Source organism: Bradyrhizobium sp. (assembly GCF_035652035.1).
Taxonomy (GTDB): domain Bacteria; phylum Pseudomonadota; class Alphaproteobacteria; order Rhizobiales; family Xanthobacteraceae; genus Bradyrhizobium.
The window spans coordinates 1-23,466 of record NZ_DASREO010000016.1; the positions used below are offsets into that span (position 1 = coordinate 1).

Annotated in this window: 22 protein-coding genes and 1 pseudogene; 10 read left to right on the top strand and 13 right to left on the bottom strand. The window is 62.0% G+C overall.

All coding sequences use genetic code 11. The annotated features are described in order from the left end of the window. The 5 genes and pseudogenes from VFB05_RS05835 to VFB05_RS05855 all read right to left on the bottom strand — a co-directional run. Positions 1-527, bottom strand: a pseudogene (locus VFB05_RS05835) (hypothetical protein); the annotation flags it as partial. Positions 528-734: 207 nt separating this feature from the next. Beyond that, positions 735-878: a hypothetical protein gene (locus VFB05_RS05840; protein WP_325009807.1), complete on the bottom strand. Its 144-nt coding sequence runs from the start codon at positions 876-878 to the stop codon at positions 735-737. Positions 879-958: 80 nt separating this feature from the next. Next, the gene (locus VFB05_RS05845; RefSeq protein ID WP_325009808.1) at positions 959-1,135 is read right to left on the bottom strand and encodes a hypothetical protein; all 177 of its coding nucleotides are present in this window, start codon (positions 1,133-1,135) and stop codon (positions 959-961) included. A gap of 193 nt (positions 1,136-1,328) precedes the next feature. Further along, positions 1,329-1,970, bottom strand: coding sequence for a glutathione S-transferase family protein (locus VFB05_RS05850; RefSeq protein WP_325009810.1), 642 nt, complete (start codon positions 1,968-1,970; stop codon positions 1,329-1,331). Between the two features lie 331 nt (positions 1,971-2,301). Next, the gene (locus VFB05_RS05855; RefSeq protein ID WP_325009812.1) at positions 2,302-3,543 is read right to left on the bottom strand and encodes a glycosyltransferase family 87 protein; all 1,242 of its coding nucleotides are present in this window, start codon (positions 3,541-3,543) and stop codon (positions 2,302-2,304) included. A 184-nt stretch (positions 3,544-3,727) separates the two neighbouring features. Between VFB05_RS05855 and VFB05_RS05860 the strand changes: the two genes are divergently transcribed. The 4 genes from VFB05_RS05860 (at position 3,728) to VFB05_RS05875 (ending at position 8,410) form a co-directional block, all read left to right on the top strand. Next, positions 3,728-4,930 carry a pyridoxal phosphate-dependent aminotransferase gene (locus VFB05_RS05860; protein ID WP_325009814.1) on the top strand — a complete coding sequence of 401 codons (1,203 nt, stop codon included), beginning with the start codon at positions 3,728-3,730 and terminating at the stop codon, positions 4,928-4,930. A 284-nt stretch (positions 4,931-5,214) separates the two neighbouring features. Beyond that, positions 5,215-5,697 carry a DUF992 domain-containing protein gene (locus VFB05_RS05865; protein WP_325009816.1) on the top strand — a complete coding sequence of 161 codons (483 nt, stop codon included), beginning with the start codon at positions 5,215-5,217 and terminating at the stop codon, positions 5,695-5,697. A gap of 164 nt (positions 5,698-5,861) precedes the next feature. Next, positions 5,862-7,910 carry an elongation factor G gene (locus VFB05_RS05870; protein WP_325009817.1) on the top strand — a complete coding sequence of 683 codons (2,049 nt, stop codon included), beginning with the start codon at positions 5,862-5,864 and terminating at the stop codon, positions 7,908-7,910. Between the two features lie 221 nt (positions 7,911-8,131). Then, positions 8,132-8,410, top strand: coding sequence for a helix-turn-helix transcriptional regulator (locus tag VFB05_RS05875; protein ID WP_325009819.1), 279 nt, complete (start codon positions 8,132-8,134; stop codon positions 8,408-8,410). A gap of 15 nt (positions 8,411-8,425) precedes the next feature. Here VFB05_RS05875 and VFB05_RS05880 read toward each other — a convergent pair whose 3' ends face one another. Genes VFB05_RS05880 through VFB05_RS05910 form a run of 7 tightly spaced genes read right to left on the bottom strand, consistent with a single transcriptional unit; the run spans position 8,426 to position 15,885 of the window. Next, the gene (locus tag VFB05_RS05880) at positions 8,426-8,959 is read right to left on the bottom strand and encodes an NADH-quinone oxidoreductase subunit NuoB (RefSeq protein ID WP_325009822.1); all 534 of its coding nucleotides are present in this window, start codon (positions 8,957-8,959) and stop codon (positions 8,426-8,428) included. 12 nt (positions 8,960-8,971) lie between these two features. Beyond that, positions 8,972-10,483 carry an NADH-quinone oxidoreductase subunit C gene (locus VFB05_RS05885; protein ID WP_325010135.1) on the bottom strand — a complete coding sequence of 504 codons (1,512 nt, stop codon included), beginning with the start codon at positions 10,481-10,483 and terminating at the stop codon, positions 8,972-8,974. Positions 10,484-10,495: 12 nt separating this feature from the next. Beyond that, positions 10,496-11,947, bottom strand: a complete 1,452-nt coding sequence (locus VFB05_RS05890; RefSeq protein ID WP_325009824.1) for a hydrogenase 4 subunit F — start codon at positions 11,945-11,947, stop codon at positions 10,496-10,498. Beyond that, positions 11,944-12,606: a hydrogenase-4 component E gene (locus VFB05_RS05895; RefSeq protein ID WP_325010137.1), complete on the bottom strand. Its 663-nt coding sequence runs from the start codon at positions 12,604-12,606 to the stop codon at positions 11,944-11,946. The genes VFB05_RS05890 and VFB05_RS05895 overlap by 4 nt, the downstream gene beginning before the upstream one ends. 5 nt (positions 12,607-12,611) lie before the next feature. Next, positions 12,612-13,568: a respiratory chain complex I subunit 1 family protein gene (locus VFB05_RS05900; RefSeq protein WP_325009826.1), complete on the bottom strand. Its 957-nt coding sequence runs from the start codon at positions 13,566-13,568 to the stop codon at positions 12,612-12,614. Next, the gene (hyfB, locus tag VFB05_RS05905; protein WP_325009828.1) at positions 13,559-15,571 is read right to left on the bottom strand and encodes a hydrogenase 4 subunit B; all 2,013 of its coding nucleotides are present in this window, start codon (positions 15,569-15,571) and stop codon (positions 13,559-13,561) included. The genes VFB05_RS05900 and hyfB overlap by 10 nt, the downstream gene beginning before the upstream one ends. Next, on the bottom strand, positions 15,571-15,885 hold the full coding sequence (locus tag VFB05_RS05910; RefSeq protein ID WP_325009830.1) for a helix-turn-helix transcriptional regulator: 315 nt from the start codon (positions 15,883-15,885) through the stop codon (positions 15,571-15,573). The genes hyfB and VFB05_RS05910 overlap by 1 nt, the downstream gene beginning before the upstream one ends. A gap of 384 nt (positions 15,886-16,269) precedes the next feature. Here VFB05_RS05910 and VFB05_RS05915 point away from each other — a divergent pair, with 384 nt between their 5' ends. The 3 genes from VFB05_RS05915 to VFB05_RS05925 all read left to right on the top strand — a co-directional run bounded on the left by VFB05_RS05915 (position 16,270) and on the right by VFB05_RS05925 (position 18,629). Continuing rightward, positions 16,270-17,112 (top strand): shikimate dehydrogenase, encoded by an 843-nt coding sequence (locus VFB05_RS05915; RefSeq protein WP_325009832.1) that lies wholly within the window; start codon positions 16,270-16,272, stop codon positions 17,110-17,112. A 143-nt stretch (positions 17,113-17,255) separates the two neighbouring features. Further along, positions 17,256-17,834, top strand: coding sequence for a hypothetical protein (locus tag VFB05_RS05920; RefSeq protein ID WP_325010139.1), 579 nt, complete (start codon positions 17,256-17,258; stop codon positions 17,832-17,834). Between the two features lie 162 nt (positions 17,835-17,996). Further along, positions 17,997-18,629, top strand: a complete 633-nt coding sequence (locus VFB05_RS05925) for a hypothetical protein (RefSeq protein WP_325009834.1) — start codon at positions 17,997-17,999, stop codon at positions 18,627-18,629. A 180-nt stretch (positions 18,630-18,809) separates the two neighbouring features. Here VFB05_RS05925 and VFB05_RS05930 read toward each other — a convergent pair whose 3' ends face one another. Continuing rightward, positions 18,810-19,946: an alpha-hydroxy acid oxidase gene (locus VFB05_RS05930; protein ID WP_325009836.1), complete on the bottom strand. Its 1,137-nt coding sequence runs from the start codon at positions 19,944-19,946 to the stop codon at positions 18,810-18,812. 97 nt (positions 19,947-20,043) lie between these two features. Between VFB05_RS05930 and VFB05_RS05935 the strand changes: the two genes are divergently transcribed. The 3 genes from VFB05_RS05935 to VFB05_RS05945 all read left to right on the top strand — a co-directional run bounded on the left by VFB05_RS05935 (position 20,044) and on the right by VFB05_RS05945 (position 23,333). After that, complete coding sequence (locus tag VFB05_RS05935; RefSeq protein WP_325009838.1) at positions 20,044-20,223, top strand: hypothetical protein; 180 nt, start codon at positions 20,044-20,046, stop codon at positions 20,221-20,223. A gap of 209 nt (positions 20,224-20,432) precedes the next feature. Next, on the top strand, positions 20,433-21,776 hold the full coding sequence (gene glmM / locus VFB05_RS05940) for a phosphoglucosamine mutase (protein WP_325009840.1): 1,344 nt from the start codon (positions 20,433-20,435) through the stop codon (positions 21,774-21,776). A gap of 303 nt (positions 21,777-22,079) precedes the next feature. Further along, complete coding sequence (locus VFB05_RS05945) at positions 22,080-23,333, top strand: MFS transporter (RefSeq protein ID WP_325009842.1); 1,254 nt, start codon at positions 22,080-22,082, stop codon at positions 23,331-23,333. Positions 23,334-23,466: the final 133 nt, after the last annotated feature.

The following is a 23,466-nucleotide window of genomic DNA, read 5'->3' on the forward strand; positions in this document are numbered from 1 at the left end:
CGGCCGTGATACATCAGCGCGATGAAGGGCGGCTTGCTGTCGGCCTTCGCGTCGGGCAGCGCAAAGTAATCGCGAAAGGCGCGGTTGATGAATTCAGCGCGGGTGTCGGCATCAAGCAGCACGATGCCGATGTCGACCTGGTCGAGCGCCGATGAGAGTCGGTCGGCGGTTGCGTGATGACGGCGCTCCCAGGCGAGCGTATCGACCAGGCGTTTCCGCAGCAGGCCGGTCAGCAACGCGGTGCCGAACGCGGCGACCGCGAGCATCGCGAGGCGGGCGAGGTCGGAAGCCGACGCGTCGAGCCGAAAGCCGTTGGCCAAAAAAATCAGCGCGGAGCAGGCGAGTGCAATCGCCGCGCTGGTCAGGCTCGAGCCAAGACCGGACAGCGATCCGGCAAGCGCCACGATGCAGACAAACAGCGGTGCGGGGTTGGGAACGGCAAACAGCAGGCGGTCGACGGCGAGCGCAACCAATGCGGTTGCTGCGGTGAGGGCCGGTCCGAACGTAGCGCGCCAGTCGAACTGCATGAACTAACTCTCGTTGGCTCACGAGAATGAGACGGGCAGTTTGATGGAAAGTTGTGTGTCGTCAGCGAGGTTTCTCGTCATAACCTTAAACAGCCGTTAATCGGCTCGGTGCAGCTGTCCGGTCTTTTGCGTCAAATTGGCCGGGAACCGGCTCGCGTGCGGAAGTCAGGACTTGCCGCTGATTGTGCTCGGCGCCTGCTTCATCTTTCACGAATGGTCGTAAGCCGGCGCATCGCGATACGGAAGCGGCGCCTCCTCGCCGCGCGTGCCGGCGGCAATCAGCAATGACGCCGCCACCAGGATGGCCGTCACCAGCGCTGCCGTCACCAATGCGGTAGGCGACCTCATCATTCTCCGATCGCGATGCGGATCATCGCGTTTCAGTCCAAGCCAACGAAAAACCAAAATGGCTTTAAGAAAATGAAGGGGAGCTAGGCCGGAATCGGCGGGCCCGCACCGAGCTTGCTCGACAGCACCGTGAGGGTCACCATCAGGCAAAGCGACAGCGAGGCGATCGCGAGCGAAGCCGCTACCGCCTCCCTCAACCGGGTCGATGCGACGGCCACGCCTGGGTTAAAGAAACCGGCTGGGCCCGAAGATCGGGTCATGGTCGAATAAATCCTTATAAAAACGCGCAAATTCGTCCCGTCACGCGGCGAATCAGTGCCGCGCGATAATCGTTATGTGACAATTTTCACCGGCAAGATTGGGGCGGGGCCGTCAGTAAAAGCGGCTAAAATGCGGCGAAGCGAGCGCTATGCCCATGATCCCCGTCGTTCGTCCCCGCTTTTCACCGGGTCTTCAGGCCTCGGCCGCGAGATCTTCAGTCTCGGCGGGCGACCAGTCCATCGAGACAAATCCCGGAAATTGCTCGACCCGCTTCAGCCAGGCGCGGATCGCCGGGAAGGTCGAGAGATCGTAGTCGCAAAGCTCCGCGACATGGGTGTAGCCGTAAAGCGCGATGTCGGCGATCGTGAACTGGCCGGCGGCAAAATAGTCGTGGGTCTTGAGATGATTTTCCATCACCTGGAGCGCCGCATAGCCGCGCTCCATCCAGTCTTCCAGCGCATGCGTTTGCAGATCGCGGCCGCCTTTGACCAGCGCGAGCCAGAAATAGGCCGCGCCGATATTCGGCTCCAGCGCATGCTGTTCGAAGAACATCCACTGCAGCGCTTCGGCGCGTTCGATCGGCGACTCCGGCGCCAGAGAGGTGCCGCGGGCGACGTACCAGAGGATGGCATTGGATTCGGCGAGGTAGCGCCCCTCGGCGACTTCGAGCAGGGGAACCTGTCCGCTCGGATTCTTGGCCAGAAAGTCCGGCGTGCGACTCTCGCCGCGCAGAATGTCGATCTCGATCGCGCGATAGGGTGCATCGAGTAGCGCAAGGGCCAGGCGGACCTTGTAGCTATTGCCCGAGCGCTGCATGGAATAGAGTTTGTACATTGCGAAACAGTTCGACCAGTGAGAGCGATACTAGTGTCCCGGTTCTGACATTCGTATCATATCGCGGCAGGCACGGTTACGAATGTCAGAACCAGAGGGACACTAGCAACCCTGTGATTCTAGTGTGGCCTTGACTCTGACGTTCCTTTGAAGAACTCGCGGCGGCACTGAAAGGAACGTCAGAGTCGCCACACCAGCGGCTTCTCCGCCTGCAACTTGGCCAAACAATGATGCCGATGCGAGCGCGCCGCAAGGGTTGAAACTGGAATCGGTCAAAAACCTCTACTGCACTGCAACGACGGAAAACAACTTTCCGATCCAGCGCGACAAATCAGATCACAGTTGCGATAGCGGCGGCGCGCTCGTGCTGTGCGCTCAGACGTCGCACGATCAGTGCGAACAAAGCGAGCGTCGCGAGCAAGCCGATTGGAATGCCGATCAGGCCGGCCACGCTGCGTGTCACAAGCGGCGCGATCCAGACAAATGCCATCACGCTTTTTTCATAGTCGCGCGCGCCGTCGTCCAGCATGGCCGACGTGAGGAAGGCCAGCGCGGGCGCAAGCAGAACGAGGTCGTAGTCGAGCAGATGCGGCGAGGCCAGCGCCGTCGCGACCACGAGCATTGCGGCTTTGAGTGCGATGTTATCGGAGATACGCCAGGCATAGGCGGTCGTGAGAACGGCCAGCATCGATACGGCGCCCTGCACAGCATAGCCCAGTGGCACCCCGCCGCCCCACAGCCGCACGGCTGCAAACGCGCTCTGCAGTTTTTCGAAGCCGACGCTGCCTTGCTCGAGCAGGATTTTCCGCGACATCTCGGTCGAAGCGAGAAATGCCGTCCATGCATCGGTGCCGAACAACAACCAGGATGCACCCACAAGCGCGATCGTGGTCATCGTGGCGGCCGCGATCACGCGCCACCTTCCGGCGGCGAGCAGCGCAAGCGGGATGACGAGCGCAAATTGCGGCTTGTAGGAAAGAAGGCCGATGCACAGGCCTGAGAGAAAAGGCCGCTCCAACATCACCAACGCCGCGCCGAGCAGGCCAGCGGTGAGAAAGCCGTTCTGACCGTGGCCGAGATTGACGAAGACTGCGGGAAAGGCCGCCGTCACCGGCAGCCAGTTCCGCGCGATGACGGGATCCTGCCGTCGCGGTTTGCCGAGAATCGCGGCGATGCCCCAGAGATAGAACGCAAACCCCGTTGCCTGGAACAGCGCGAGCGCAAACGGATAGGGTAGCAGCGCAAGTGGCGCCGCGATGAGGAAGAACACCGGCGGATAGTTCCAGCTGTAATAGGGTGTCGTCGCGCCGAACTGGCTTTGCTCGCGTGCGTGCTGGGAGGCGGGCTGGTAGGCGTCGGCCGCGCGGCCCTCGAGCGCCAGCGAGCCCGCGGCATAGAAGCTCGAGAAATCGGTGCCGATGGGTTTGCCGTTGCGGTCGATCAGGCCATCTGACAGGGCAATCCAGCCGATCGTCGCGACAACGCAGAAGCCGAGCAGGATCAGGCTGTAGCCGCGCGCGCGGGCGGCCGTCAGCCACTCGCCGGATCGCAGGCCTTGCCAGAAATGAGCCATTTTGCCGCGGAATTTTATGAATGTTGCGCGGAAAGCTAGTCCCTGCACTTTAAGGATCTCTAAAGTTCGCAAGGCGTGGCCGAAGCTTCTTGCGATGCGGTGAGCCTCGTTTTACTGTGGTCCGCATTCCACTCACATCGAGTCGTGATGCTTTTGAGCGCACGACGTTTGCCGGGAGATCATGATGCCTTTCCTGTCTGCTGCACTCGACCGCGTGAAGCCGTCCGCGACCATCGCGGTCACGGATAAAGCGCGCGAGCTGAAAGCGGCGGGGCGCAATGTGATCGGTCTCGGCGCGGGCGAACCCGACTTTGACACGCCCGCCAACATCAAGCTCGCGGCGATCAAGGCGATCGAAGCCGGCAAGACCAAGTACACCGCGGTCGACGGCATTCCCGAATTGAAGCAGGCGATAGCAGCCAAGTTCGAGCGCGAGAACGGGCTTGGCTACAAGCCGAACCAGATCATCGTCGGCACCGGCGGCAAGCAGGTGCTCTACAATGCGCTGATGGCGACCATTAATCCGGGCGACGAGGTGATCATTCCCGCGCCGTACTGGGTGAGCTATCCCGAGATGGTGGCGCTTGCCGGCGGCGAGCCGGTCGCGATCGTGTGCACGGCGGAGCATGGCTTCAAGCTGCAGCCCGATGACCTGGAAAAGGCGATCACGCCGAAGACCAAATGGATCATTCTCAACTCGCCGTCGAACCCGACGGGCGCCGCCTATACCCGCGCCGAGATGAAGGCGATCACCGACGTGCTGGTGAAGCATCCGCATGTGTGGGTGATGACCGACGATATGTACGAGCATCTCGTCTATGACGACTTCGTGTTCACCACGCCGGCGCAGATCGAGCCGAAGCTGTACGATCGCACGCTGACCGTGAACGGCGTCTCCAAGGCCTACTGCATGACCGGCTGGCGCATCGGTTACGCCGGTGGGCCCGTGCCCTTGATCAAGGCGATGTCCACGATCCAGTCGCAGTCGACCTCGAACCCGTCGTCGATCGCGCAATGGGCCGCGGTCGAAGCGCTCAATGGTCCGCAGGATTTCATTCCCGCGAACAACAAGGTGTTCAAGGAGCGGCGCGACCTCGTGGTGTCGATGCTCAACCAGGCGAAGGGCATCGATTGTCCGCGGCCGGAAGGCGCGTTCTACGTCTATCCGTCCTGCGCCGGCACCATCGGCAAAACCTCGCCATCGGGCAAGGTGCTCGCCAACGACCAGGACTTCGTCACCGAGCTCCTGGAAACCGAGGGCGTCGCGGTGGTGCAGGGGTCGGCCTTTGGTCTCGGACCGGCGTTCCGCATTTCCTACGCCACCAAGACCTCCGACCTCGAAGACGCCTGCAAACGCATCCAGCGTTTCTGCGGCAACCTGCGCTAGTTTAAGAAGACCCCTCGTGTCCCGGACGCGGTGCGACGCCTCTCGGCGTGCACCGCAGAGCCGGGACCCACGTGTCTGGACCCCGGATCGGCGGTGCAAGACCATAGCATAGCGCGCCCAAGACGCGCGTGAACGCGCTTATGGTCCTGCGCCGCGTCCGGGGAACGCATCTGGAGCAAGCATAAAACTTATGCCATAGACAAAGCGTGCGTCCGGGCCTGTTGCCCGGGGCGCGTTCACCTTTCTCGACTCGCATCACAGCTTTTCAGCCGGAGACATAATTCATGCGTCGTTTGATCATCCTTGCCGGCATTGCCGCCGCTACGCTTGCCGCGCCCCTGGCCGGCGCCAACGCTCAGCCGGTGGACCGCGTTCAGGTCGGCGTGCTGGAATGCCGGGGCGGGGCGAGCATCGGCTTCATCGTGGGATCCGTCACCAATCTCGGTTGCGTGCTCCGCGTCAGCGGCAGGCCCGACGACTTCTATGTCGCCACCATCCGGAAGGTCGGCGTCGATCTCGGCATCACGCAGGAGACCGCACTGGCCTGGGGCGTGTTCGCGCCGGCGAAGTGGCTCGGTTCGGGCGATCTCTCCGGCAATTATGCTGGCGCGCAGGGCAGCGCGACTATCGGCGTCGGTGCCGGCGGCAACGTGCTGGTCGGCGGCTCCAACAACTCGATCGCGCTTCAGCCGCTCAGCCTGCAAGGCCAGGTCGGCCTGAGCGTCGCCGCCGGTCTGGAAAGCCTGGAACTGCGTCCGGGACGATAAGACCCACGCCCTGCTGGTCCGCCGCCTTGCGATGACAAGGCGGCGGAACGATTCCTTGGTCGATGCACCGCAGCGATTTTCTTCCTTGCCAAATCGATGACGGAGGAAGAGCATACACTGTTGCCGACCCAATCACGGGCCGAGCTCCACATGAGGAGGCGGCAATGGGACAAGACGTCAGAAGTCCCCGCGGTCCACGGTGCATCGCACTGGTGGGCCCTTTCCAAAGCGGTAAAACCACCCTTCTTGAAGCAATACTCGCTCGCACCGGTGCGATCTCGCGTGCGGGCAGCGTCGATTCCGGCACGTGCGTAGGCGACGCCAGCCCTGAGGCCCGCCATCACAAGATGGGCATCGCGCTCACGGCCGTCACCACCAATTTCATGGGCGACAGTTACACCTTTATCGACTGCCCCGGCTCGGTTGAATTCACTCACGACATGCGGGCCGCTCTTCCCGCCGTCGATGCGGCGATCGTGGTCTGCGAAGCCGACGAGAAAAAGCTGCCGCAGCTCCAGATCATCCTGCGCGAGCTCGAGGATCTCGGCATTCCGCGTTTTCTGTTTCTCAACAAGATCGACCGCGCCAACAAGCGCATCCGCGAGACGCTCGCGACGCTGCAGCCAGCCTCGCGCATTCCGCTGGTGCTGCGCCAGATCCCGATCTGGAACGGCGATCTGATCGAAGGTTTTGTCGATTTGGCGCTCGAACGCGCCTTTGTCTATCGCGAGCACAAGGCTTCCGAAGTCGTCACGCTCGAAGGCGGCAACCTCGACCGCGAAAAGGAGGCCCGCTTCTCGATGCTGGAGAAGCTCGCCGATCACGACGACGCATTGATGGAACAATTGCTCGAGGACATCGCGCCGCCGCGCGATGCCGTATTCGACGATCTCGCCCGCGAATTGCGCGAAGGCGTGATCTGTCCGGTACTGCTCGGCTCCGCCGCGCGCGGCAACGGCGTGCTGCGCCTGATGAAGGCGCTGCGGCACGAGGCGCCGGGCGTCGCCGACACGGCCAGACGGTTAGGGGCGGCCGCGTCGAAGGAGATGTTGGCGTATGTCTTCAAGACTGTGCATCTGCAACACGGCGGTAAACTGTCTTATGCACGCGTGCTCGCCGGACGGCTTGACGATGGCGCCACGCTGCATGCCTCCTCGGGCGAGGCCGGCCGGGTGTCGGGCGTCTCCGCGCTCTATGTCGGCCAGGACAACAAGCGATCGTCGGCCGAGGCCGGCGAGACGGTCGCGCTCGGCAAGCTTGACGTGGTCAAGACCGGCGACACGCTGTCGAGCGGCAAGACCGCGCCACAGCCGCTGGTGAGCGTCGCGCCTCAGCCGCCGGTGCTCGCGATGGCGGTCGCAGCCACGGACCGCAAGGATGACGTCAAGCTCGGCCAAGCCTTGTTGCGACTGAATGAGGAAGACCCTTCGCTGACCATGGTGCAGAACCCGCGCACCCATGACAGCGTGCTGTGGGGACAGGGCGAGATGCATCTGCGCGTCGCGCTCGAGCGGCTGAGCAACCGCTTCGGCGTCAACGTCAAGTCGCATCCGCCTGCGATCGGTTATCAGGAAACTATCCGCAAGCCGATCACCCAACGCGGCCGGCACAAGAAACAATCCGGCGGCCACGGCCAGTTCGGCGATGTCGTGCTCGACATCAGACCGCTGCCGCGCGGCGGCGGCTTCGAGTTTCACGAGAAGGTCGTCGGCGGCGCGGTACCGCGCAATTACATCCCGGCTGTCGAGGAAGGCGTCGTCGATGGTCTGTTGCGCGGACCGCTGGGTTTCCCGGTCATCGACGTTGCGGTGACCTTGACGGACGGCTCTTACCACAGCGTCGATTCATCCGATCTCGCGTTCCGGACCGCCGCACGAATCGGCCTCAGCGAAGGGTTGCCGCAGTGCCAGCCGGTGCTGCTGGAGCCGATCCATGTCGTGGACATCGTTTGTCCGACAGATGCGACGGCGAAGATCAACGCCATCCTGTCGGGGCGGCGCGGACAGATCCTGGGTTTCGACACCCGCGAGGGCTGGCCGGGATGGGATCGCGTGCGCGCGATGATGCCGGAGGCCGAGATCGGTGAACTGATCGTTGAGTTGCGGTCGGCGACTGCCGGTGCCGGCAGCTTCACGCGGCAGTTCGACCGCATGGCGGAGGTGACGGGCCGCGCCGCCGACCAGATCATTGCCGCCCATCGCGTCGCCGCCTGACCGTCTTCAAGACTATAATTGCGGATCGCCGTCCCCATTTGTGGGGGCGGCGATCGTCTTGACGGCCTCGTCTGTATCTGGCTGCTTTCTGCTGCGCAGCCCGAGGCCGGCACCACGCAGGATCGGGATCGATTGATATATTATAAATGTAAATTGATGCTTGAAGCATGCTTTCATGTATCATATTTATATTTTGTCTAGATCCAGGCGAACCGCTCTACATGATCACCGCCAACCAACTCAGGGCCGCGCGCGCTTTGCTGAATATCGATCAGCGAGAAATCGCCGATATGGCTGACCTTTCAGTTCCAACCATTCAGCGCATGGAATCAAGCGAGGGCGTCATCCGGGCCAACGTCGATTCGCTGATGAAGCTCGTTTCCGCGCTCGAGAATGCGGGAATCGAATTGATCAATCCCGGAGCTCAGAGCGCCTCGGGCGGCCGCGGTGTCCGGCTGCGCGAACATGTCGTCAACCCGGTGACGAGGAGCGTCCGCTAACGTCCGGCCAGGTTCTCAGGCCGTAGCGGCGGTATCGTCCGTCCGTTCGAGCAGCGCAAGAAGCCCTTTCAGCATTGCCATCGGCGTCGGCGGGCAGCCGGGAATGTGGAGGTCGACCGGCACAACATCGCCGACGCCTCCAACCACCGCGTAGCTGCCGGCAAAGCAACCGCCATCCTTCGCACAATCACCGATCGCGACCACCCATTTGGGATCGGGGGTCGCATGATAGGTGCGATCGAGAGCATCACGCATGTTTTTGGTCACCGGGCCCGTCACCATCAGCACATCGGCATGGCGTGGCGAGGCGACAAAGCGCAGCCCAAAGCGCTCGACATCGTAATAGGCATTGTTGAGCGCGTGAATTTCCAGTTCGCACCCATTGCACGAGCCCGCATCGATCTCGCGTATCGAGAGGCTGCGGCCGAGACGTCGCCGTGCGGCGTGAGCGACGGTCGCCGCGAGCTCGTTCAGCGCGAGATCATCCGGCAACGGTGCGCGTTCCGTCAGAGGCGGGCGGAACAGGCTTTGAAAGAGCAGCTTGCGCATCTTGTGTCGCCCTTAGAGGTCCTGACCCGAATACGAACAGTTGAACGACTTGTTACAGAGTGGAAAGTCGGCGACGATATTGTCCTCGATCGCCGCTTCAAGCAGCGGCCACTGAAACCACGAGGGGTCGCGCAGATGGCAGCGCTCGACCCGGTCGCCGCGCAGGCGAAGCCAGACCAGTATGTCGCCACGAAATCCTTCGACCATCGCCATGCCTTCGTTCGCCTCTGGCCGTGGCTTGAGCGGAATTCTCGACGGTCCTTCGGGAAGCTGGTCCAGGATCTGATCGATCAGCGCAAGCGATTGTTCGACCTCGCGCACCCTGATCCAGACGCGCGCGTTGACGTCGCCCTCGCTCAGAACCGGCACGTCGAAGCGCAAGGCGTCATAGGGCGGGTAGGCGAGATTCTGGCGGGCGTCGAACGCGCGGCCGGAGGCGCGGCCGATATAGCCGCCGGTGGCATATTGGCTCGCCAAAGCAGGCTTAACCACGCCGGTGCCGAAGGTGCGGTCCTGCAGCGAGGCCGTATTGTCGTAGAGTTCGACAAGCGGGGGAAAGCGCACACGGAGATTGTCCAGCATGGCGTGGATAATTTCCTTATGCTCGTCGGTGAGGTCGCGGACGACGCCGCCGGGCACGATCAGATCCCGCATCAGGCGATGACCGAATACCTCGCCGGTGGCGCGCAGCACGCCCTCGCGCAACACGCCGCAATGCGCATGCATCAAGGCGAAGGAAGCGTCATTGCAGATGGCGCCGATATCACCCAGATGATTGGCGAGCCGCTCGAGTTCGGCTAGCAGCGCGCGCAACCAGACCGCGCGATCGGGGACGACAATGTCGAGCGCTGCCTCGGCAGCCTTCGAGAATGCGAAAGCATAAGCCACCGTGCTGTCACCCGAAACCCGTCCGGCAAGTTGGGCGGCGCGTTCGAGAGCGGCGCCGGACATCAGCCCCTCGATGCCCTTGTGGGTATATCCGAGCCGCTGCTCCAGCCGGGCCACGGTCTCCCCGCTTGCGGTGAACCTGAAATGTCCGGGCTCGATGATTCCTGCGTGCACAGGTCCGACCGGAATCTGGTGAAGGCTGTCGCCCTCGACCGGGAGGAAGCGATAGGGCGCCGCTTCCGGCGGGGACACCACCCGATTTCCCAACGGAAACCACATACCCCAGCGCCCGTGATCAAGCCAGGGTCGGGCATCTGGCAAGCCCTCCGCTGACAATCCGAACAGATCGTTGATTGCCCGTTCCAGGCGGATGGCCGGCGGGTGGTGCGCGCCGACGGAAGGGTATGTTTGCTCGGGGCAATCGAGACTGAGCACGGCAATCTCGCTTGCGGCCTTGTCGCTGATGGCCATGTGCACCGCGGAGGGTTCTCCCCAAAGCGCGAGCAGGTTGCAGCGCCTCTGCGCCACTTCATCTGCCGCACGGCTCCAGGTGGCAGCATCGACCACGGCGCGCGGCCAAGGGCGATGTTCGGCGACCATGCGGCCCTTCTGCACGAGATCAATCAGCGGCGACATCATCAGGCCATCCTATCCGAGAAGGCGCGCGACATGCTGGAACCAGGCGACGAATGGCGCGGGCAGATAGACGCCCGCAATGAGAACCAGCGACAGATGCGCGAACATCGGCACGTAGGATGCCTTGGCTGACGCCGTGCTGCCGCGCGGTTCGCCGAATGCGAGGCTGGTCAAGCGCAGGATCAATGCGCCAAAGGCCAACAGGAGCCCAAACACCAGAACGATCGCGAGCAAGGGGGCTCTGGCAAACGTCGAGCTCACGACCAGGAATTCGCTCATGAAGATACCGAGCGGCGGCAGGCCAGCGATCGCCACGACGCCGACGATCAGTCCCCAGCCGAGCGCCGGATGCGTCACGGTCAGGCCGCGGATTTTCGAAATTCGCTGCGTACCCTTGATCTGTGAGATGTGGCCGACGGTGTAGAAGATCGCCGACTTGGTGAGGCTGTGCATCACCATGTGCAGCAGCCCGGCGAAATTGGCGAGCGGCCCGCCCATGCCGAACGCAAACACGATGATGCCCATATGCTCGATCGAGGAATAGGCGAACATCCGTTTGATGTCGCGCCGGCGATAGAGCATGAACGCCGCGAAGACGACCGAGATCAGGCCGATCGTCACCATCAGCGGTCCCGGCGTGATCGCGAAAGGATTGGCAACCACCAATATCTTGAAGCGCAGCAGCGCATACAGCGCGACGTTCAGCAACAGCCCGGACAGTACCGCCGAAATCGGAGTGGGTCCTTCGGCATGCGCGTCGGGCAGCCAGGCGTGCAGCGGCGCGAGACCGACCTTGGTGCCGTAGCCGAGAAGCAGGAAAATGAAGGCAACGTTCAGAAGCTCGGGGTCAAAATTTGCGGCATGCTCGATCAATGTCGTCCAGACCATGCCATCGAGGCCCTCGCCAACGACGGGGCGCGCCGCCATGTAGACCAGGATCGTGCCGAACAGCGCGAATGCAATTCCAACACTGCCCAGGATGAAATATTTCCAAGCCGCCTCGAGCGCGGCATGCGTGCGGTAGATCCCGACCATCAGCACTGTCGTGAGCGTCGCCAGTTCCACCGCAACCCACATCAGCCCGATATTGTTCGACACGAACGCGAGGTTCATGCCGAACATCATGGTCTGATACATGGCGTGGTAGAAACGCAGATAGATCGGCGTCAGCCTTTTCGTCTCAAGCTCGTGGGCGATATAGCTGGCGCTGAAAATGCTGGTCGTGAAGCCGACGAAGGTGTTGAGCACGATGAAGACGATGTTCAGGTCGTCGACCAGAACATATGGCCCGGGCTGCGACCGCTCGACCACGAACAACGAAAGCGCAGCGAGAAAGGTCGCAAAGCTCGCGACAACGTTCAGCCGCGCGGTCAGCCGGTAACCGGGCAGCGCCGCCAGCAACGCCGCCGAGCCGATCGGGATCAACAGGACTGCCGTCACCGCATCGGAAGAATAGGTGTTCATCGCCGCTCTCCCCGAAAATCGTCGAGCGCCGACACATCCACCGAATCGAAGCGCTCGCGAATCCGGAACAGGAAGATGCCGATGACGATGAAGGCTATCAGGATCGAGAAGGCGACGCTGATTTCGACGACGAGTGGCATGCCCTTGGCTCCGGTGGCCGCCAGCACCAACCCGTTCTCGAGCGACATGAAGCCTACGACCTGGCTGACGGCATTGCGGCGCGTCACCATCACCAGAAGGCCGAGCAGTACGACCGACAGCGCAAAGGCGAGATCCTCGCGCGCCAACGGGTCGGCATCGGCCGTGACCCGCAGCATCAGCACCATCGACAGCGCGACCAGCGCCATTCCGGCCAGCATGGTCGGGCCGATGCCGACGGCCGACTCGATATCGCGATGAATGCCGAGCTGCTTGACGATGCGATGCAGGGCGAGCGGGATGACGATCGCCTTGAAGACGAGGGCGATCATGGCCGTGATGTAGAGGTGCGGCGCGTTCTGGACATGGGCCTGCCAGGCGACGGAAAGCGTCAGCACCAGGGCGTGAAGCGCAAACACATTGAGGAGCGAATAAAGCCGGTCCTGATACAGCATCATGAAGCTGATCAGCACCAGCCCGCCAGCGAGCGTGTGCGAAATGTCGAAGGCGAGACTGTGCATCTGCATCAGAAACTCCTCGATACGAACAGGAGCAATGTTCCGAGTAGACCCAGCATCAGCGCGGCGCCGAGGAATTGCGGAATGCGGAAAACTCGCATTTTCGCGGTGGCGGTTTCAAACAGCGCGAGGAAGAAGCCGGCAACGGCAAGCTTGACGATGAAGACGCCGGCGCCGACGGCATAGGCCAGCGGCCCGGCGCCGAGCACGGCCATTTTCCACGGCAGAAATACGCAGACGATCAGCGAGATATAGAGCAGCAACTTGAGAAATGCGCCGATCTCGATCATCGCGAGGTGGCGTCCCGAATATTCGAGAATCATGGCCTCGTGCACCATGGTGAGTTCAAGATGCGTTGCCGGATTGTCGACCGGAATGCGCGCATTCTCGGCGAGCGCCACCATGATCAGCGCGATCACGGCCATGCCGAGCGAGACGCGCAATCCGACCCAGGACGATGCCATGAAGTTTGCAACCGTCGAAAGCTGGGTCGATCCCGCAACCAGCGCCATGCAAAACACGATCAGCAGCATCGCGGGTTCGGCGAGCGTTGCAATCATGACCTCGCGGCTGGACCCGATGCCGCCGAAACTCGTTCCGACGTCCATGCCGGCGAGAGCCAGAAAAAAGCGAGCACTTCCGAGCAGCGCGACGATGGCGATCAGGTCTGCAGTCCAGTTGAACAACAGGCCTGTGGCGAAGGTCGGCACCAGCGCCGCTGCGACCCAGATCGCCGCGAACGTAATGTAGGGCGTCACGCGGAACAGCCACGACGCGTTCTCGGCGATCACCACCTCCTTGCGGAGCAACCGCAACAGATCGCGATAGGGCTGAAAGATCGAAGCGCCGCGCCGCCGCACCAGCCGCGCCTTGATCTTGCGTACGAAGCCGGTCAAGAGCGGCGCAAGCAGGAGCACCAGCAGCATCTGCACGGTTTGCACGAGAATGTTCGAGATCACGACCATATCGCAAGCACCAGCAGAAGCGCGACAAGCGTGACGAATACCAGGCTGAGATATTGTCGAATGGTCAGGAACTGCAGACGATTGAGCCGTTCGGAAGAGCGGCTGATCGCGCCTGCAATCGGCGCGTACATCGTTTCCCAGACCAGATCGTGCAGTTCGATTCTGAGCCGCGCCGGCCGCGTATCGCCGGGAGCAGGCATCTCGACCTGGTCTTTCGCATTGAACGCCATGGTGCCGAACACGCGCCGGATCGGCTGCGCGAAGCTCGCGGCCGAATATTGCGCAGCCGGGGTCGGATCGGAAAAGCCACAGCCCCAGGCCGGTCCGCGCCGCAGCGCGTGGGAGGCGAAACGATGGATGAAAAACACGGCGAGCGAGGCGGAAATCGTGATGAAGACCATCACCAGCAGGCCGTTATATGAACTTCGACTCTCCGCAATCGGGGCGATCGACAGCCACGCTTCGTTGACCTGGATTGGCATTCGGCCGCCCAGGATCTCGATCGCAACCGGCGAAAGCGCATCGATCACCAGCCCCGGCAGAATTCCACCGAACAGACAGAGCGCAACGAGAACGAACATCGCGCCGAGCGAGAAGCGGTCGACCTCATCGGCTGTTTCGGCAACCACGCTGCGTGGCCGGCCGAGAAAGCTCACTCCGAACACCTTTACAAAGCAGGCGGCGGCGAGCGCCGCAGCCAGCGCCAGCATCGCACCTGCCGCAGACACCGCGATCTTGAGCGCCCATTGCGGAAGATCCGGACTCTGCAATACGGCCTGGAACATCAACCATTCCGAAACGAAACCGTTGAATGGCGGCAGCGCCGAGATGGCGACGCAGCCGACCAGGACGGCGAAGCTCGTAAGTGGCATGCGATGAATAAGGCCGCCCAGCCTGTCCATGTCCCGCTCGCCGGTCGCCGTCAGTACGGCGCCGGCACCAAAGAACAGCAGGCTCTTGAACAGCGAGTGGTTGAGCACGTGGAACAGCGCTGCTGTGAAAGCAAGCGCTGCCGCCAGTTTGAGACCGTTGGCCTGAAATGCCAGCGCAAGCCCGAGACTGACAAAGATGACGCCGATATTTTCGATGGTGCTGTAGGCAAGCAGCCGCTTGAGATCCCTTTCCATCATGGCATAGAGGATTCCCATCACGGCGGTCACGCTGCCAAGGAAAAGAACGACGACGCTCGCCGACCATGCCGGCGGTCCCAGCAGGTCGAATACGACGCGAACAAAACCGTAGATCGCCACCTTGGTCATGACGCCGCTCATCAGCGCCGAGACGTGGCTGGGAGCCGCGGGATGGGCGAGCGGCAGCCAGACATGCAACGGCACCAGGCCGGCCTTGGAGCCGGCTCCAAGCAACATCAAGACCAGCACCAGCGCCGCCGTGTAAGGCGTGTGATGCGCCGCGCGGATCGCGGAAAATGCGTAATCGCCTGACGGGCCTGACAGCAGGCCAAAGGCCAGCAGAAGTGCAAGCGTCCCGAAGCTTGCCATCACGAGATAGATGTAGCCGGCCTTCGCGTTACCTGCCTCGCGGTGATGCGCCATCACCAGCGCCCAGGAAACCAGCGACATGAATTCCCAGCAGAGCAGATAGGAGAACGCATCGTCCGCCAGCACCACGAGACTCATGCCGGCCAGAAAAGCGGCGAAAAAGGGCAGCACGCGAGACGGAGTTGGCTCATGGTGGCCGTAGCCCAAACCGTAGAGGCTCGCGGTTGCACCTCCAAGATTGACGACGACGAGGAAGAAGGAGGCCAGCGGGTCGAGGCGGAAATGGGCGCCGAGCCACGGCAATCCGATCGGCAATACAAGATCGGATGTTGACGAGTAACCCAGCAAAACCACGAGCGAACTGATTAATCCGACCGCTGACACCGCCAATGTCGCGCCATAGAGGATGACCGTGGAGAATCTTGACCGGCTGAGGACGATCGCCAGCACTGCCAGTCCAAGCGTGACGGCCACACACGCCATTTGCAAAACCACGGCTGACATTATGTGCGCGCCCTCGTTCTGCCCGCGGCTTTGTGCGCCGATCGTGTTTCGACCAGGGTTGATGTCGAACTCGCTCTCAGCCGTACCCCTCGCCCTTGCGAACGGCTGACGGCTCCTTCGTCGATCATCTCGATGCCGGCCGCATCCAGTGCGGCAATCAGCTTGACCAGCGAGTCGACATTGCCGCGAACCATCGTTTCAGAGGCCTCCATCCGTTGAATGGTTGGCACGGAAAGCCCTGACAGTTCGGCGAGCCGGCGCTGATCGATGCCGAGAAGCACCCTGGCGGCTCGCAATTGAGCCGCAGTGATCATTGGTCTGCCCTGCTGCGGGGATTCCAGCTGATATGAGAGATCATATTTTCATGATAATTTATGATGTTAATTTGTCAATAAATGATATTTAGAACATCTAATATGAGGTGTGCAGGCTGTGAATTCTGTGAATTTCTCGGATTTTGACGTCAGCAAGGGTGCGCGACAGTGCGCTATCGCGGTCCACCTCTTCATGAACCCCATCGCCGGGACCGGGCACTGATCTGGGTCAAAATCGATGCTCCCCGGCTTCTATCCTCGGACCGGGCTCGGCGCTGAGATGCACGGGCTCTCGCCGTTGCACGAACAGCCTGTCCGCATTGACTCGGCAACCGGCTTGCCCGATCTGAGGGATATGGCGGCGATGCCGCAACAGGATCGACGATGGCTTTTCTGACAAGATCTCGCGCGGCATGTTTGATCGGATGGCCGGCGGCGCATTCGCGCTCGCCCCTGATCCATCACTACTGGCTGCGTCAGCTCGGCATCGAGGGCGGTTACAGCATTGAAGCGATTCCGCCGGAAGGGTTTGCCGAATTCGTCCAGCACCTGTCGATACACGGCTTCGTCGGCGCCAACGTCACTATTCCGCACAAGGAACGCGCTCTGGCGCTGACCATGCCGGACGCGCGGGCGCGCGCCGTCGGCGCCGCGAACACGCTTTGGTACGATGGCAGCAACCTCCGCTCCACCAACACCGACATCGAAGGCTTTGTCGGCAATCTCGATGCGTCCGCGAAGGGATGGGACGGCGCAACTGAGGCGTTGGTGTTAGGGGCCGGCGGTTCGTCGCGCGCGGTCATATTCGGTCTTCTCGAGCGCGGCATCAAATGCGTGCATCTGGCGAACCGGACCGCCGAGCGATCGCAGGCACTCGCGGATCAATTCGGAACCGCCGTGCGGCCGATTTCGTGGGACGACATCAGTCAGGTGCTTCCGCGCGCCGACCTTTTGGTCAACACGACTTCGCTCGGCATGCACGGACAGCCGGCGCTCGAGCTCGATGTGAGCCTGCTCGCGGCGCGCGCGATCGTTGCCGATCTCGTTTATGTCCCGCTGGAAACCGGGCTCTTGAAAGCAGCGCGGGCGCGAGGTCTGAAGACGGCCGATGGTCTCGGCATGCTGCTCCATCAGGCGGTTCGCGGTTTTGAGCTGTGGTTCGGCCAGAGACCGCAAGTCACGCCCGAACTGCGCGCCCTGGTTGAGGCCGATCTCAGGGGCGCGTGATCGCGCGCATTTGAACGGAATATCATGAAGGCGTCCGGGTCTATCGTTATGCTGCCCGTATATCTTCCGGAGAATTGTTCATGCTGACGGTCCGTCCCCGTTTTGCCCGCTCCTCATTTGCCCGTCCGCTGATCGCCGCTGCGATGGTGGCTGGGTCCGTGTTCGCCGCCATCGCGCAACAGTCACCGACGCCGACGCGGGTGCGCGGCACGATCGAGGGCGTCGATGGCGACGTGATCACGGTCAAATCGCGCAGCGGCGAAGACGTCAAACTGCACATGACCTCGGATATGAAGGTCGTCGGAATCATCAAGATTTCGCTCGCCGACATCAAGCTCGGCTCCTTCATCGGCACCACGACGGTGCCTGGACCGGACGGCAAGCAGAATGCAGTCGAAGTGCATGTTTTTCCCGAGAACATGCGCGGCACCGGCGAGGGTTCGCGCCCCTACGATCTCAAGCCGAATTCGACCATGACCAATGCGACGGTCGCCGAACAAGTTGCCGGCAACGACGGCCAGACCTTGATGATCAAATACAAGGATGGCGAGAAGAAAGTCACGATCGGCCCCGACACGCCGGTCGTGACCTATGTTCCCGGCGACAAAGCCGACCTCAAGGCGGGCGCGAAGATCATCGCCTTTATCAAGCCACTCGCCGACGGATCGTTCGAAACCAATCGCATCAGTGTCGGCCGCGATGGCCTGACGCCGCCGATGTGACCGCGAAGCGGTCATCCCGGGGCGTACGAAGTACGAACTATGGTGCGCAATCGCGCACCTGACGATCTCGAGATTCCGGGTTCGCGTCGCGCAGTCCGGAATAACCCCGCGCTTGCGGGGTACTGCCTTTATTGTACGCCGTAAACCTTTGAGGGACCGATCATGCCGAAAATCTCTTCCTGGCTGCCGCGCTCGTTGCTCACTTCGCTGGCCGTCGTCTCCGTGCTGGCATCAAGCGCATGGGCCCAGCAATCGCCGACGCCGACGCGCATTCGCGGCACCATCGAAAGCGTTGATGGTTCGATGCTGGCGATCAAGACGCGCGAAGGCACCGACGTGAAGGTGAAAATGACCGATGATCTCAAGGTCATCGGAATTGCCAAGACGTCGCTGTCGGAAATCAAGCCGGGCAGCTACATCGGCGTGTCGGCGATGCCGCAACCCGACGGCAGCCAGAAGGCGTTCGCGATCCATATCTTCCCGGAAGCGATGCGTGGCGCCGCCGAGGGCCACCGTCCGTGGGATCAGCGTCCGAACTCGACAATGACCAACGCCACCGTCGCCGAAACGGTTGCCAGCGTCGATGGCCAGGTCATCCAGGTCAAATACAAGGACGGCGAGAAGAAGGTCGTGGTGCCGCCGGATGCCGCGATCGTTGCCTTTGCCGACGGCGAAAAATCCGAGATCAAGCCGGGCGCCAAGATCATCATCTTCGGTGCGAAGAAGAACGACGACGGCTCGCTCGAGACCAACCGCATCGGCGTCGGCCGCGACGGGATCGCCCCGCCGATGTGACGTTTTCGCCTACGCTTGCCTATGAAAACGTCATCCCGGAGCGTCGCGACAGTGACGAATTCGGGATCTCATGGCGCCGCTATAGATTAGCTCGTCAATGCGAGCGAAGCGAAGCAATCCAGCGTTCGATAAGGACTGGATTGCTTCGTCGCTTATGCTCCTCGCAATGACGGCGGCGAATCAAACCGCCACGACGTGGTCGTCGATTTCGGCGATCGTGTTCACGCCGCACAGCCCCATCGTCGTCAGAAGCTCGTTGCGGATGATGTCGATCGCCTTGGTGACGCCGGGCCCGCCATAGGCGCCGAGGCCGTGCACATAGGCGCGGCCGATCATGCAGGACTTGGCGCCGTGCGCGAGCGCCCGCACCACGTCCTGGCCGGAGCGGATGCCGCCGTCGAACATGATTTCCATCTTGTCGCCCACTGCATCGACGATTTCCGGCAGTGCGGCGATTGACGATGGTGCGCCGTCGAGCTGACGTCCGCCATGGTTGGAGACGACGAGCGCCTGCGCGCCGCTCTTGGCGGCCTCATTGGCGTCCTCGACGTCGAGAATGCCCTTCAGCACCAGCTTGCCCGGCCAGATGCTGCGGATCCATTCGACATCCTTCCAGTTCAGCGTGGTGTCGAACTGCGTTCCGATCCAGGTGCCAAGCGCGGTGATGTCGTCCGTGCCTTTCAGGTGACCGACGAGATTGCCGAAGGTGCGGCGCTTGCCGCGCAGCACGCCGGCGACCCAGGCGGGCTTACTGGCAAAGTCGATCAGTTTCGACAGCGACCATTCCGGCGGCACCGTCATGCCGTTCTTGATGTCGGCATGGCGCTGCCCGATCACCTGAAGATCGACGGTGAGCACGAGCGCGCTGCACTTGGCCACCATCGCGCGCTCGATCAGCGCCTTGATGAAGCCGCGGTCCTTCATGACGTAAAGCTGGAACCAGAACGGCTTGTCGACATTGGCGGCGACGTCCTCGATCGAGCAGATCGACATCGTGCTGAGCGTATAGGGAATGCCTGCGGCATGCGCTGCGCGGCAGGCATGAATTTCGCCGTCCCCGTATTGCATGCCGGTCAGGCCGACCGGCGCCAGGATCAGCGGCAGCGCTGCCGGCTCGCCGAGAATGGTCGTCGAGGTGTCGCGCTTCGACACATCGACGAGGATGCGCTGACGCAACTTGATCGCTTGCAGATCTTCGCGGTTGGCGCGCAGCGTTTCCTCGGCGTAGGAGCCGCGGTCGCAGTAGTCGAAAAATGCCTTGGGGACCTTTCGCCGGTGGCGCTCGCGCAGGTCCTCGATGCAGGTCATGTGTTTCATGGACGTTTCCGAGACTTGTATTTGGCTTCTTTGCTGTCATCTACCATGGGAGGGGCCAGCGCAACATCGCTTCGCGACAAAGCTTTTGGACATTGCCATGACCGGACCGCACCCGAAATCGCCCCACAAGAAAAAGCCCGCCAGGACGTCGCGCGACGAGGCGCTTGAAGATGCGCTGGAGGAGGGCTTGGAGGAGACTTTTCCGGGCTCCGACCCGGTCAATGTCGTCCAGCCGGCCCCATCCAAGGAGGATGCTCGCCCCCTGCGCAAAGGCTGAAGTTCCCGCGAGCGTCTCGGCCGAAAAAAATTCTGTTTCTTTTCAATATGTTGAGCTCGGCGGCGGCGCCGTATCCGAAATGATTAATCATATTTTTTGAAGTCATTTTAGCGGCGTAGGCATTATAACGGCGTCCAATATTACAATGGGGCTGACAGTCCGGCGTCACGGTCATGGCCGTTCGAGGCCCAGACGCTGCTGGGGGTTATATGAGCCGCAAATATTTCGGGACGGACGGGATTCGGGGCCTCGCCAATGGCCTGATCACGCCGGAGCTCGCGCTGAAGGTCGGGCAGGCCGCAGGGCTGGTGTTTCAGCGCGGCGAGCATCGCCATCGCGTCGTGATCGGCAAGGATACCCGCCTGTCCGGCTACATGATCGAAACGGCGCTGGTCGCCGGCTTCACCTCCGTCGGCATGGATGTCCTTCTGCTCGGCCCGATGCCGACGCCGGCGGTGGCGATGCTGACCAAGTCGATGCGCGCCGACCTTGGCGTGATGATTTCGGCCTCCCACAATCTGTTTGAGGACAACGGCATCAAGCTGTTCGGCCCACAAGGTTTCAAGCTGTCCGACGACGTCGAAAAGCAGATCGAGCAGTTGCTCGATGAATCGCTTGACCGCCGCCTGGCGCAAAGCGCGAGCCTGGGCCGCGCCCGCCGCATCGACGGCGTTCACGACCGGTACATCGAATTCGCCAAGCGCACGCTGCCGCGCGAACTCTCGCTCGAGGGGCTGCGCGTGGTGGTCGATTGCGCCCATGGCGCGGCTTACAAGGTGGTGCCGGAGGCGTTGTGGGAACTGGGCGCCGACGTGATCTCGATCGGCGTCGAACCCGACGGCTTCAACATCAACAAGGAATGCGGCTCGACCGCGCCGGAAGCGCTGTGCCGCAAGGTGCGCGAACTGCGCGCCGATATCGGAATTGCACTGGACGGCGACGCCGATCGCGTGATCCTGGTCGACGAGCGCGGCCATCTGGTTGACGGCGATCAGTTGCTCGCCGTGATCGCACAGAGCTGGAAGGAAGACGGGCGGCTCGCCAAGCCCGGCGTCGTCGCTACCGTTATGTCCAATCTCGGCCTCGAACGTTTCCTGGAGAACCAAGGCATCGAACTCATTCGCACGCCCGTCGGCGATCGCTACGTGCTCGAGCGCATGCTCGCCGGTGGCTATAATCTCGGCGGCGAGCCGTCCGGCCACATCATCCTGTCGGACTATGCCACCACCGGCGACGGCTTCGTTGCGGCGCTTCAGGTGCTGGCAGTGGTGCAAAAGCTTCGCCGCCCGGTCTCCGAAGTCTGCCGCCGTTTCGATCCGCTGCCGCAGATCCTGAAGAACGTGCGCTATCGGAGCGGAAAGCCGCTCGACAATGCCGACGTCAAGTCGGCGATCGATGACGGCGAGAAACGGCTCAACGGCCACGGCCGGCTTCTGGTGCGCTCCTCCGGGACAGAGCCCGTGATCCGCGTGATGGGCGAGGGCGACGATCGCATTCTGGTCGAGGAGGTCGTCGACCACATCGTGTCCGCGCTCGGTCAAGCCGCAGCCTGAACGCCTCCGTCCTTTCGTTCCCCGGATGCTGCGTAGCGCGCCGTTCTTTCGGCGTGAGGCGCTGCTGATCCGGCGTCTCTATCGTGGGTCCCGGCTTCGCGAAGCGGTGCTACGCACCGCATCGCATCCGGGACACGAGTTATAGATTGTTGCGTGACGAGCTTCGTCGCGCACGTTCCTCGCAAACGACGGCAATTGTGGAGAGCGCATCACAGCCATCGGCTATTGGCGGTGGTGGGCAAGACCTCGCCGGCGTAGGTAGTGCGCATTGCCTGCCGCATTCATCCTGCCGGGAATGATTCGTTGAACAAGCCTGTCGTCGTCTCCGAGGAAACCCTGACCGAGCCGGTCATCGTCGACGACGCCTCGTCTGCGCTGAAGGCGAGCGTCGCCGGACCGGCTTATATCGTGCTTGCCGGCATCAGCTTCTCGCACTTCCTCAACGACACCATGCAGTCGCTGATCGCATCGGTGTATCCGATCCTGAAAGACAATTATGCGCTCGACTTCGCGCAGATCGGATTGATCACGCTGGCGTTCCAGTTCACCGCATCGCTGCTGCAGCCGGTGGTCGGGCATTTCACTGACAAGAAGGCGCAGCCGTTCTCGCTCGCGATCGGCATGTCCTCGACCTTCTTCGGACTGTTGCTGCTCAGCGTCGCTCACCAGTACCTGGTCATCCTGATCGCTGCCGCGCTGATCGGCCTCGGCTCCGCTGTGTTTCATCCGGAGTCGGCGCGTATCGCGAGGATGGCCTCCGGCGGCCGCTACGGGTTTGCGCAATCGGTGTTTCAGCTCGGCGGCAGTTTCGGCACGTCGATGGGGCCGGTGCTCGCAGCGTTGATCGTCGTTCCGTTCGGCCAGCCGAGTATCGCGTGGTTTTCTTCCATCGCGTTTCTCGCCATCGTGGTGCTGTGGAAGATCGGCCAGTGGTACAAGCCGCAGATCAGGGCGAAAAAGACAGCCGTCATCGAGCGCCACCCGGATGCGCCGAATTCGCGCGGTGTTGCGTTCGCAATTTCCGTATTGGTGGTGCTGCTACTCTCCAAACAGCTCTACGTCTCGAGCCTTTCGAGTTATTACATCTTCTATCTCATCGATCGCTTCGGCGTTTCGACCCAGGCCGCGCAGCTTTATCTGTTCGTGTTCCTGGCGGCGAACGCGGTCGGCGCCTTCTTCGGCGGTCCGCTGGGCGATCGCTTCGGCCGCAAGATCGTGATCTGGATCTCGATCGTCGGCGCGTTGCCGTTCACGCTGGCGCTGCCTTACGCGGGTCTCACGGCGAGTGCGGTGCTGACCGTTTTCATTGGGCTCATCATTTCTTCGACGACGTCTTCGATCATCGTGTTCGCGCAGGAACTGGTGCCGCATCGCTTCGGCATGATCTCCGGTGTGTTCTTCGGCGTGGCGTTTGGTGTTGGAGGTCTTGGAGCCGCGGCTCTCGGCAAGCTCGCCGATCACACCTCGATCGCCTTCGTCTATCAGATCTGCTCATTCCTGCCGGCGATCGGATTGCTTGCGGTTTTCCTGCCGAGGATGTCGCAACCGCAACGGTAAACAAGCTGTTTGCGCGCTTTTCTTCCATCAAGGCTTTGTTAGTGATTGCGGCTTCGCTCACCATTTCTGGGCGAGGGAAACACGCAGCCACAATTTTGTTCGCGAAAAATCAACCTTAAAAATTAGGGTTAAG

Coding starts and splice junctions, on each gene's coding strand:
- VFB05_RS05840 (WP_325009807.1), bottom strand. CDS start 878: ATGATGAGGTCGCCTACCGCATTGGTGACGGCAGCGCTGGTGACGGCC.
- VFB05_RS05845 (WP_325009808.1), bottom strand. CDS start 1,135: ATGACCCGATCTTCGGGCCCAGCCGGTTTCTTTAACCCAGGCGTGGCC.
- VFB05_RS05850 (WP_325009810.1), bottom strand. CDS start 1,970: ATGTACAAACTCTATTCCATGCAGCGCTCGGGCAATAGCTACAAGGTC.
- VFB05_RS05855 (WP_325009812.1), bottom strand. CDS start 3,543: ATGGCTCATTTCTGGCAAGGCCTGCGATCCGGCGAGTGGCTGACGGCC.
- VFB05_RS05860 (WP_325009814.1), top strand. CDS start 3,728: ATGCCTTTCCTGTCTGCTGCACTCGACCGCGTGAAGCCGTCCGCGACC.
- VFB05_RS05865 (WP_325009816.1), top strand. CDS start 5,215: ATGCGTCGTTTGATCATCCTTGCCGGCATTGCCGCCGCTACGCTTGCC.
- VFB05_RS05870 (WP_325009817.1), top strand. CDS start 5,862: ATGGGACAAGACGTCAGAAGTCCCCGCGGTCCACGGTGCATCGCACTG.
- VFB05_RS05875 (WP_325009819.1), top strand. CDS start 8,132: ATGATCACCGCCAACCAACTCAGGGCCGCGCGCGCTTTGCTGAATATC.
- VFB05_RS05880 (WP_325009822.1), bottom strand. CDS start 8,959: ATGCGCAAGCTGCTCTTTCAAAGCCTGTTCCGCCCGCCTCTGACGGAA.
- VFB05_RS05885 (WP_325010135.1), bottom strand. CDS start 10,483: ATGTCGCCGCTGATTGATCTCGTGCAGAAGGGCCGCATGGTCGCCGAA.
- VFB05_RS05890 (WP_325009824.1), bottom strand. CDS start 11,947: ATGAACACCTATTCTTCCGATGCGGTGACGGCAGTCCTGTTGATCCCG.
- VFB05_RS05895 (WP_325010137.1), bottom strand. CDS start 12,606: ATGCACAGTCTCGCCTTCGACATTTCGCACACGCTCGCTGGCGGGCTG.
- VFB05_RS05900 (WP_325009826.1), bottom strand. CDS start 13,568: ATGGTCGTGATCTCGAACATTCTCGTGCAAACCGTGCAGATGCTGCTG.
- hyfB (WP_325009828.1), bottom strand. CDS start 15,571: ATGTCAGCCGTGGTTTTGCAAATGGCGTGTGTGGCCGTCACGCTTGGA.
- VFB05_RS05910 (WP_325009830.1), bottom strand. CDS start 15,885: ATGATCACTGCGGCTCAATTGCGAGCCGCCAGGGTGCTTCTCGGCATC.
- VFB05_RS05915 (WP_325009832.1), top strand. CDS start 16,270: ATGGCTTTTCTGACAAGATCTCGCGCGGCATGTTTGATCGGATGGCCG.
- VFB05_RS05920 (WP_325010139.1), top strand. CDS start 17,256: ATGGTGGCTGGGTCCGTGTTCGCCGCCATCGCGCAACAGTCACCGACG.
- VFB05_RS05925 (WP_325009834.1), top strand. CDS start 17,997: ATGCCGAAAATCTCTTCCTGGCTGCCGCGCTCGTTGCTCACTTCGCTG.
- VFB05_RS05930 (WP_325009836.1), bottom strand. CDS start 19,946: ATGAAACACATGACCTGCATCGAGGACCTGCGCGAGCGCCACCGGCGA.
- VFB05_RS05935 (WP_325009838.1), top strand. CDS start 20,044: ATGACCGGACCGCACCCGAAATCGCCCCACAAGAAAAAGCCCGCCAGG.
- glmM (WP_325009840.1), top strand. CDS start 20,433: ATGAGCCGCAAATATTTCGGGACGGACGGGATTCGGGGCCTCGCCAAT.